Annotated in this window: 5 protein-coding genes; 4 read left to right on the top strand and 1 reads right to left on the bottom strand. The window is 35.7% G+C overall.

Going from position 1 to position 7,449, the window contains the following annotated elements:
* Window positions 1–165: 165 nt before the first annotated feature.
* The 4 genes from V7137_RS15870 to V7137_RS15855 are packed head-to-tail and all read left to right on the top strand — an operon-like array spanning window position 166 to window position 6,745.
* Window positions 166–1,044, top strand: a complete 879-nt coding sequence (locus V7137_RS15870) for a response regulator (protein ID WP_335698982.1) — start codon at window positions 166–168, stop codon at window positions 1,042–1,044.
* 1 nt (window position 1,045) lies between these two features.
* On the top strand, window positions 1,046–2,083 hold the full coding sequence (locus tag V7137_RS15865) for a HEAT repeat domain-containing protein (RefSeq protein WP_335698981.1): 1,038 nt from the start codon (window positions 1,046–1,048) through the stop codon (window positions 2,081–2,083).
* A 7-nt stretch (window positions 2,084–2,090) separates the two neighbouring features.
* The gene (locus V7137_RS15860; protein ID WP_335698980.1) at window positions 2,091–3,503 is read left to right on the top strand and encodes a glycosyltransferase family 2 protein; all 1,413 of its coding nucleotides are present in this window, start codon (window positions 2,091–2,093) and stop codon (window positions 3,501–3,503) included.
* Window positions 3,500–6,745 carry a hypothetical protein gene (locus V7137_RS15855; RefSeq protein ID WP_335698979.1) on the top strand — a complete coding sequence of 1,082 codons (3,246 nt, stop codon included), beginning with the start codon at window positions 3,500–3,502 and terminating at the stop codon, window positions 6,743–6,745. The genes V7137_RS15860 and V7137_RS15855 overlap by 4 nt, the downstream gene beginning before the upstream one ends.
* 61 nt (window positions 6,746–6,806) lie before the next feature.
* On the opposite strand, the gene V7137_RS15850 is transcribed toward V7137_RS15855, so the two are convergent.
* Window positions 6,807–7,394 carry a YitT family protein gene (locus V7137_RS15850; RefSeq protein WP_335698978.1) on the bottom strand — a complete coding sequence of 196 codons (588 nt, stop codon included), beginning with the start codon at window positions 7,392–7,394 and terminating at the stop codon, window positions 6,807–6,809.
* Window positions 7,395–7,449 lie beyond the last annotated feature (55 nt).

Here is a 7,449-nt window from a genome sequence, read left to right as displayed (position 1 = left end):
TGCCACGAAGCATCTAGTTATACGAGTTGATGAACTTATACGAAAAACAACAATCTATGCGAAAATAGCCTTAAGAAAAAAGGGAATAGTAAGAGAAATGAATCAAATATAGAGAAAGTCTGTTCATTTATATTGAATGGTTTTCAATCAGGGAGTAGATCGTTTATGGAATTAAATAATGATAAAAAATTACTTTTCAACAAACAACTTCGTCAAGATGAAAATGTGCCCCTCATCCAAATTATTGACGAGGATGTTTCGTTCCTAATCCTAGTAAAGGAAAAACTCGAAGAACAGGGTTGGATGGTGGTTGCAAATACGGAAGCTCAAAAGGCTATTTCACAGTACTTCGATTTAAGTCCCGATTGTGTAATAATTGATCAACACTTACATAGTATTAATGGTTTCCGAATTCTTGATGAATTACAAAATCATAACAAACAACAATTTGTTCCTAAAATTATTACCAGTCAAATAAATGAACGAGAAGCAAGATTAACTGCCTATAAATTAGGAGCAGATGATTTTATAGAGAAACCAATTGATATGGAAGAATTGACCGTTCGAATTGAGCGTCTGTTAAAAAGAAAGAAACTATTTGACCAATTCGTATTTTTGGATGAGTTGACTCCCCAGGAAAATACTAAAAAAACCTTGTACATTTCGGTCATTGATGACGATGCTATTATTAGAACAATGCTAATAAGAATACTTAAAATTATGGACTTTGATCATTATGAACTAGACCTTGAAGCATTTGAAGATGGTCTTCAATTTTTTGAATCAAAACGCTTAGAGAAAATAGGAGAACACTTTTTAATACTTGATGGTGTTATGCCTATCATGGATGGAATTGAAATCCTGCAAAAAGTAAAAAAAATTGAAAAAAGAAGAAATATTCATGTTCTGATGCTGACGGGGAGAAAAAGTGAGACGGATATTGAGCGGGCGTTAAAGCTTGGTGCTGATGATTATGTGACCAAACCTTTCAGTATAAAAGAACTTCAAGCAAGGATAGAACGGTTAATTAAAAGGATGAAGTAGAATGCTGAAGAATGAGTTATTTTTCCTAACAATTCTAACGATAACTATTTTAGGGTTATTGATGGTTTTGCTTGTGTACTTATCGATACGGAAAGCAATAGATATTAAAAACAGAAAGACCATTGAGCGATATATCGAAAAACATCAGTCAAACCTTTTTACAATGATCACGGAGGGAGGTTATTCAAGGAGGATAAATCCTGAATCAGTTCTTGAACAGAAGGCAATCGAAGAGCTCCTAAGCAGATATAGTAATGTTTTAGAAGGCGATGATGAAAAGAAACGTTTATCCGAATTAGCAACAATGTATTTAGCAGAGTATTATCGAAAGCTGCTTAAAAGCAAGCGATGGAGTCAACGGATGAATACTCTCTATCATATTGAGGATTTCAATCTAAAGCTCCTGATCAAAGATATTTACATGCTAACAACGAAGAAACAACTTTCTCACGAAGAACTTATTCATACACTTAGAATCCTTGCCTTATTCCAATATGAATATTTATTTGATATGTTAACATCCAACTTCAATTCTTTTTCTGAATTTGAGTACCGTCATATATTAGTACGCCTCGAGCAACAACAATTCGACCAATTTATTCTTCATTTTCATAAAAGCAGTCCACCATTACAAAAAGCAATTCTTGATGTAATTTCGATAAAAAGAGAAATAAGTTATCTTCCGTTTCTTGAAAGTATTTTTTCAGCCTATAAAGGGGAAATCAGGATCCGAGCCTTAAAGGCATTATCTGTAATAGGCTATGTAAAAAATACAGAACCCTACTTAGAACTTCTTTATTCTACCAAATGGGAAGAAAGAATGGTTGCCGCAAAACTAATTGGTTCATTAAAAGAAGTCAAAGGGATTTCAAGATTAATTGAACTTTTGCATGACCAAACGTGGTGGGTTCGTTCACAGGCTGGACAATCAATCTGCCAATTTCCAAATGGGCACCAAATTTTGCGGGAAGTATTAGAAACATCAAACGATACATTTGCCAAGGATATGGCATGGGAATGGCTGCATAAAGGGGTATAGACGACAAATGACAATTTTTGAGTGGGGCAATGTTGTAACGGTTTTTGCTTGGTTTATCGCTGTATATATGGTGATTGTCATTTCTTTTTACTCTGTTATTTTGGTTATCTCTTTTATTCAATTGCGGAAGGAATACCAACTCGATAGAGTCAAAGCATATGAAGATTACTCAGATGATTTTTATGTCAAACCCGTTTCAATTATCGTACCTGCATACAATGAAGAAGCAGGTATTATTCAAAGTGTACGTTCATTATTAAGCATTAATTATCCTACATTTGAAGTGATTGTAGTTAACGATGGTTCAACCGACCACACACTTGAAAGTGTGATAGAGCACTATGAGATGAAGGAAATAAAAATAGCGGTTAGAAAGCAAGTGGATACAAAACCTATTGGAAGGATTTATCAATCAGCCATTTTATCAAATTTGTTTCTTATTGATAAGGAAAATGGGGGAAAGGCAGATGCACTTAATGTCGGTCTTAACTTTTCCCATTACCCATATTTTTGTTCTTTAGATGGCGATTCTGTTCTTGAGCCGGATGCTTTTTTAAAGGTAATGAAACCTATAATAGATTCAAATGAAGAAGTTATTGCTTCGGGTGGAAGTGTAAGAATCGCGAACGGCTGCCAAATCAAAAACGGGCATATTCAAAAAATCGGGTTATCCAATAACCCATTGGTCGTAATGCAAATTATTGAATATTTACGTGCTTTTTTAATGGGGAGAATTGGCTTAAGCCGTCACAATCTTTTATTAATCATTTCGGGTGCGTTTGGTGTTTTTTCAAAGCACTGGGTGATTGCAGCAGGTGGTTATAAAACGGATACGGTTGGGGAAGATATGGAATTAGTCGTAAGGATGCATAGACTCTTAAAGGAGAGGAAGACAAAGAAGAAGATTGTCTATGTTCCTGACCCTGTTTGTTGGACTGAGGTTCCTGAAGACATTACATTCTTACGCAGGCAGAGGAGACGATGGCATCGAGGCCTGTTTGAAAGCCTATGGACTCATAAGAAAATAACATTTAACCCTAAATACGGTTCGATTGGTTTCATATCTTTTCCTTACTTTTGGATTGTCGAATTTTTCGGGCCAATAATTGAGTTTTTAGGATACCTTTTTATGATACTTTGTTTATTCCTAGGTGGAATCTATGTTGAATTTGCTATTTTGTTATTTCTTCTATCCTGTTTATATGGGTCTATTTTTTCAATGACAGCCGTTCTCTTAGAAGAATGGAGTCTAACAAAGTATCCAAAGGTATCAGATATCATGAAGTTGTTTTTATACTCTTTAACTGAAACCATTTGGTATAGGCCGATGACCGTGTTCTGGAGATGTGAGGGAATATGGCAAATGATAATCGGTGATAGAAGTTGGGGAGAAATGAAGAGAAAAGGTGTTTCCGAATGAAAAAACCAATTCATTTAATCATTTATACAATTCTATTTTTAATTATTATTACCTGCCCCTTTTGGCTATGGCAAGTACAGCCCGTGAAAAAATTAAACGTGTTAATTGTTGATAAGACGGTTCCAAATCCCTCCTATAGGGAACATAAAGGCCTTGTTTGGATACTAAACAATGCTAAATATTTTAAAAACGGACAAAAACCTTATTCGGTTACTGATGATTATAAAGGATTTGAACCAAAAGCAGGGAAGAAATATACGATTGCTCCTTTGCCGACGGACTTAAAAAATTATGATCTTATCTATTTAACGGATCAATATGGGGTATATAAAGAAGAGTTTTTCGGACAGAATCCGTTAGGGAAACACTCTACAAAAATTTATGGTGGACTTAAAACCAGTGAAGTCAATCAAATAAAAAAGGAACTTATTCAATCAAAGGGAAAGACCTTAATAGCAGAATTTAATACGTTTGCGAGTCCTACGTCAGAAGCAACAAAAGCTGAGATCTCTAATTTACTTAATGTAGAATGGTCTGGCTGGATTGGACGCTTTTTTTCCAACCTTGAAAGTACGGAAGTACCAGAATGGGTAAAAGAGAATTATGAGAAGCAAAACAAGAAATGGTCTTTTAAAGGTGAAGGATTTGTTTTTGTCAGTAAAAATAATTATGTAGTTGTAATTGGAGGGGAAAATGTTCAAGACGATGGTCTTCTTTTTCAATTAACAGATAAAGGAAAGAAACATTTTACACGCGGACTCCATGGGAATTATACGTATTGGTTCGATATTATTAATGCTAAAGATAAGAATGAAATTTTGGCAACCTATAAGTTACCAATATCTTCACGAGCCAAAGATACACTTAAAGGATACGGGATTCCAACCAATTTTCCAGCTGTTATTTATCACAAGAATGCTAAATATTCCTCCTATTATTTTTCAGGAGATTTTGCTGACGAATCAGATGTTCCTGGAATTTATCAAACAAAGGGAATCGATGCTTGGAAGAGGAGTGTGGGTTCTAGCGGTTCGTTTTATTGGGAAACCTACGTGCCAATGATGAAGGATATTTTAAAAAGTGGATTGCACCATGTAACTCATCAGGAAAAGGTGGAGTTGGCCGAGCTTGATGGGATTAAGTCAAACAGTAAAACTGGAGATACCTATATACAGATTCAAAAGGCTGGAAAATGGAAGAATCTCTTAATTAAGGGTGTAAATATGGGGATAGGGAAACCTGGTTATTTTCCCGGTGAGACAGCAATTACAAAAGACGAATACTTTCGTTGGTTTAAAGATATAGGTGCAATGAATGCAAATGCGATTAGAATTTACACGCTCCACCCGCCACAATTTTATGAAGCCTTTTATGAATATAACAAAATCGCTAAAAAGCCGCTTTTCTTATTTCATGGTACTTGGGTTAATGAAGAGAATCTCATACGAACCCAAGATGCCTTTGCCAAAGTTAATTTAGACGATGCGAAGCTTGAAATAAAAAATATGATTGATATTATCCATGGAAAGGCAGACATACCAGATCGACCTGGACACGCGTCAGGTGTATATAAAAACGACATTTCAAAGTATGTTCTAGGAATCATTGTCGGCACAGAATGGGATCCAGCTATGGTCACAAATACAAATGAAAAGCACTCAAAAATTGGTCAATTTGAAGGGGAATACTTTAAAACAGAACGGGCAAATCCCTTTGAAATCTGGCTGGCAGGTTTAATGGACTATGCTGTTGATTATGAAGCGAAACAATACCAGTGGCAGCATTCGTTGAGTTTTACGAACTGGGTTACTACAGATATGTTGAAGCATCCAACTGAACCACTGGCGAATGAAGATATGGTTTCCGTTAATCCCAATCATATTAAAGCATCTAAACAATTTTCTTCAGGTTTATTTGCTTCCTATCATATCTATCCTTATTATCCTGATTTTCTCAACTTTGAGAAGTCATACCTTAACTATATAGATGCAAAGGGTAAGAAAAATAATTATGCTGGCTACTTGAATGATCTGCGTGCTGCCCATCAAATGCCAGTTCTTGTTGCGGAATTTGGCGTTCCCGCTTCCAGAGGGTTAACACATAAGAACGCTTATGGAATGAACCAAGGGTTTCATTCGGAAGAAGAACAAGGGAATATTAATAAGCATCTATATGAATCGATTGTTTCAGAAGGCTATATGGGGGGACTTGTCTTCACCTGGCAGGATGAATGGTTTAAACGAACATGGAATACGATGGATTTTGATAATCCGGATCGAAGGCCATATTGGAGTAACTTGCAAACAAATGAACAGCACTTTGGGTTATTAGGATTTGAACCAGGGAAGAAGGAATCTGAAATCATTGTTGACGGTAATGCAAAGGATTGGGAGTTAGCAGGAGTCAAAAGGAGTTATCAATTCACTGATAAGAAGGACATTTTAAAGGAGGTTCGATTTTCATCCGATAATGGATATGTTTATTTCCTTTTAAAATATAATCGTCCAGTTGATTTTCGTAAACAAGGAACATACCTGCTTCTTGATTCCATTAATCAACAAGGCCAGAGCCAAATACCATTAGAAGATGAGATTTCCGTAAAAACAGACTTTGGAATTGATTTTTTAGTTAAACTTACGGGGCCTAAGACTTCAAGAATAATGGTTGATAGTTATTATGATACATTTTATTATCAGTATGCACATCTCCTGAAGATGATTGAGGAGCAGCCATATGCAAATCACAACAATAATGGAGTGTTTCATCCCATTAGACTTGCCCTTAATAAGGAATTGACGATTCCGACCACCAAGGAGATTATTCCATTTGAAAGTTACGAGACAGGAAAACTAAAGTTTGGCAACGCGAATCCAATTGATAAAGAATTTAACTCTTTAACGGATGTTAGTATTAGTAATGATAAGAAAGTTATTGAAGGAAGGATTCCCTGGCAGTTATTAAATGTGAAAGACCCTAGTTTAAAGGAAGTTATGGGGAATGTGTGGGAAAGTGGTTTGTCTGGTAGTGGTGAAACGAGCGGAATTCGACTGGCCATTGTGACAACAGAAAAAGGGAAGGTCATGCAGACATTTCCTAAAGTAACTAATAATCAGCTTCATCAATCCGATACATTTTTGTACAGCTGGAAGAAGTGGGAGGAACCAGCCTTTTATGAGCGGCTAAAAAAATCCTATGGTATTATGAAGGAAACCTATCGAATGATTGACATAAAGAAAAGGTAGAAACATGAAAAGGAAAACGCTAGCAATGAGCTAGCGTTTTCCTTTTGTTCCCTTTTTTGGGTTAATAATATGGAAAATGTTCATTATTGTTTCCCCTAACCGTCAAGGTCGTCATAAAACCGACGCAGAGGATTGTCAAGAGTGAATAAAAGAACTTTTCTAAACCAACAACCTGAATACCACTTGTTATGACTAAACCATCTATTAAAAAGATGATGATCCCAATATTAATGGAAGTAAATTTAGTTAACAATTGGGCAAGTAAATCGGTCCCGCCCGTACTAGTTTCATAACGAAGCATAAGCCCTATCCCTATACCTACAAGCAATCCACCAATGATTGTGCTTGGTAAAATCCCTATATTTATTTTCCCATTCATAAAGGATAAAAAATCAATACAAAATGAAGAAATAATAAGACCATGGAGGCTATAGTAGAAATAGCGTCTTTCGAAAAACCAAGCTAAAACATATAATGGAAGACTTAATACAATAATACTTAGTCCAGTTGGCCATCCGTAAAAATAATGAATGATGAGTCCTAAACCGATTACTCCTCCATCAAGTAAGTGATAGGGAACTAAAAATCCATTTACCCCAAGACTTAACAGTAAACTTCCGAGCAGCATTGCTGACATTTTTTCCTTCATAATCCATCACTCCAAAACATGTCCTCTAACATAAAAATATGTACAAGCGGTACAT

This window comes from Neobacillus drentensis (genome assembly GCF_036962765.1).
Lineage (GTDB): Bacteria > Bacillota > Bacilli > Bacillales > Cytobacillaceae > Neobacillus > Neobacillus drentensis_C.
Note: the sequence above shows the minus strand (reverse complement) of the source record. Positions and strands in the feature narration are given on the sequence as shown.

Excerpts from the sequence above, each read along its gene's own strand:
- V7137_RS15870 (WP_335698982.1), top strand. The coding sequence starts at position 166 with ATGGAATTAAATAATGATAAAAAATTACTTTTCAACAAACAACTTCGT.
- V7137_RS15865 (WP_335698981.1), top strand. The coding sequence starts at position 1,046 with ATGCTGAAGAATGAGTTATTTTTCCTAACAATTCTAACGATAACTATT.
- V7137_RS15860 (WP_335698980.1), top strand. The coding sequence starts at position 2,091 with ATGACAATTTTTGAGTGGGGCAATGTTGTAACGGTTTTTGCTTGGTTT.
- V7137_RS15855 (WP_335698979.1), top strand. The coding sequence starts at position 3,500 with ATGAAAAAACCAATTCATTTAATCATTTATACAATTCTATTTTTAATT.
- V7137_RS15850 (WP_335698978.1), bottom strand. The coding sequence starts at position 7,394 with ATGAAGGAAAAAATGTCAGCAATGCTGCTCGGAAGTTTACTGTTAAGT.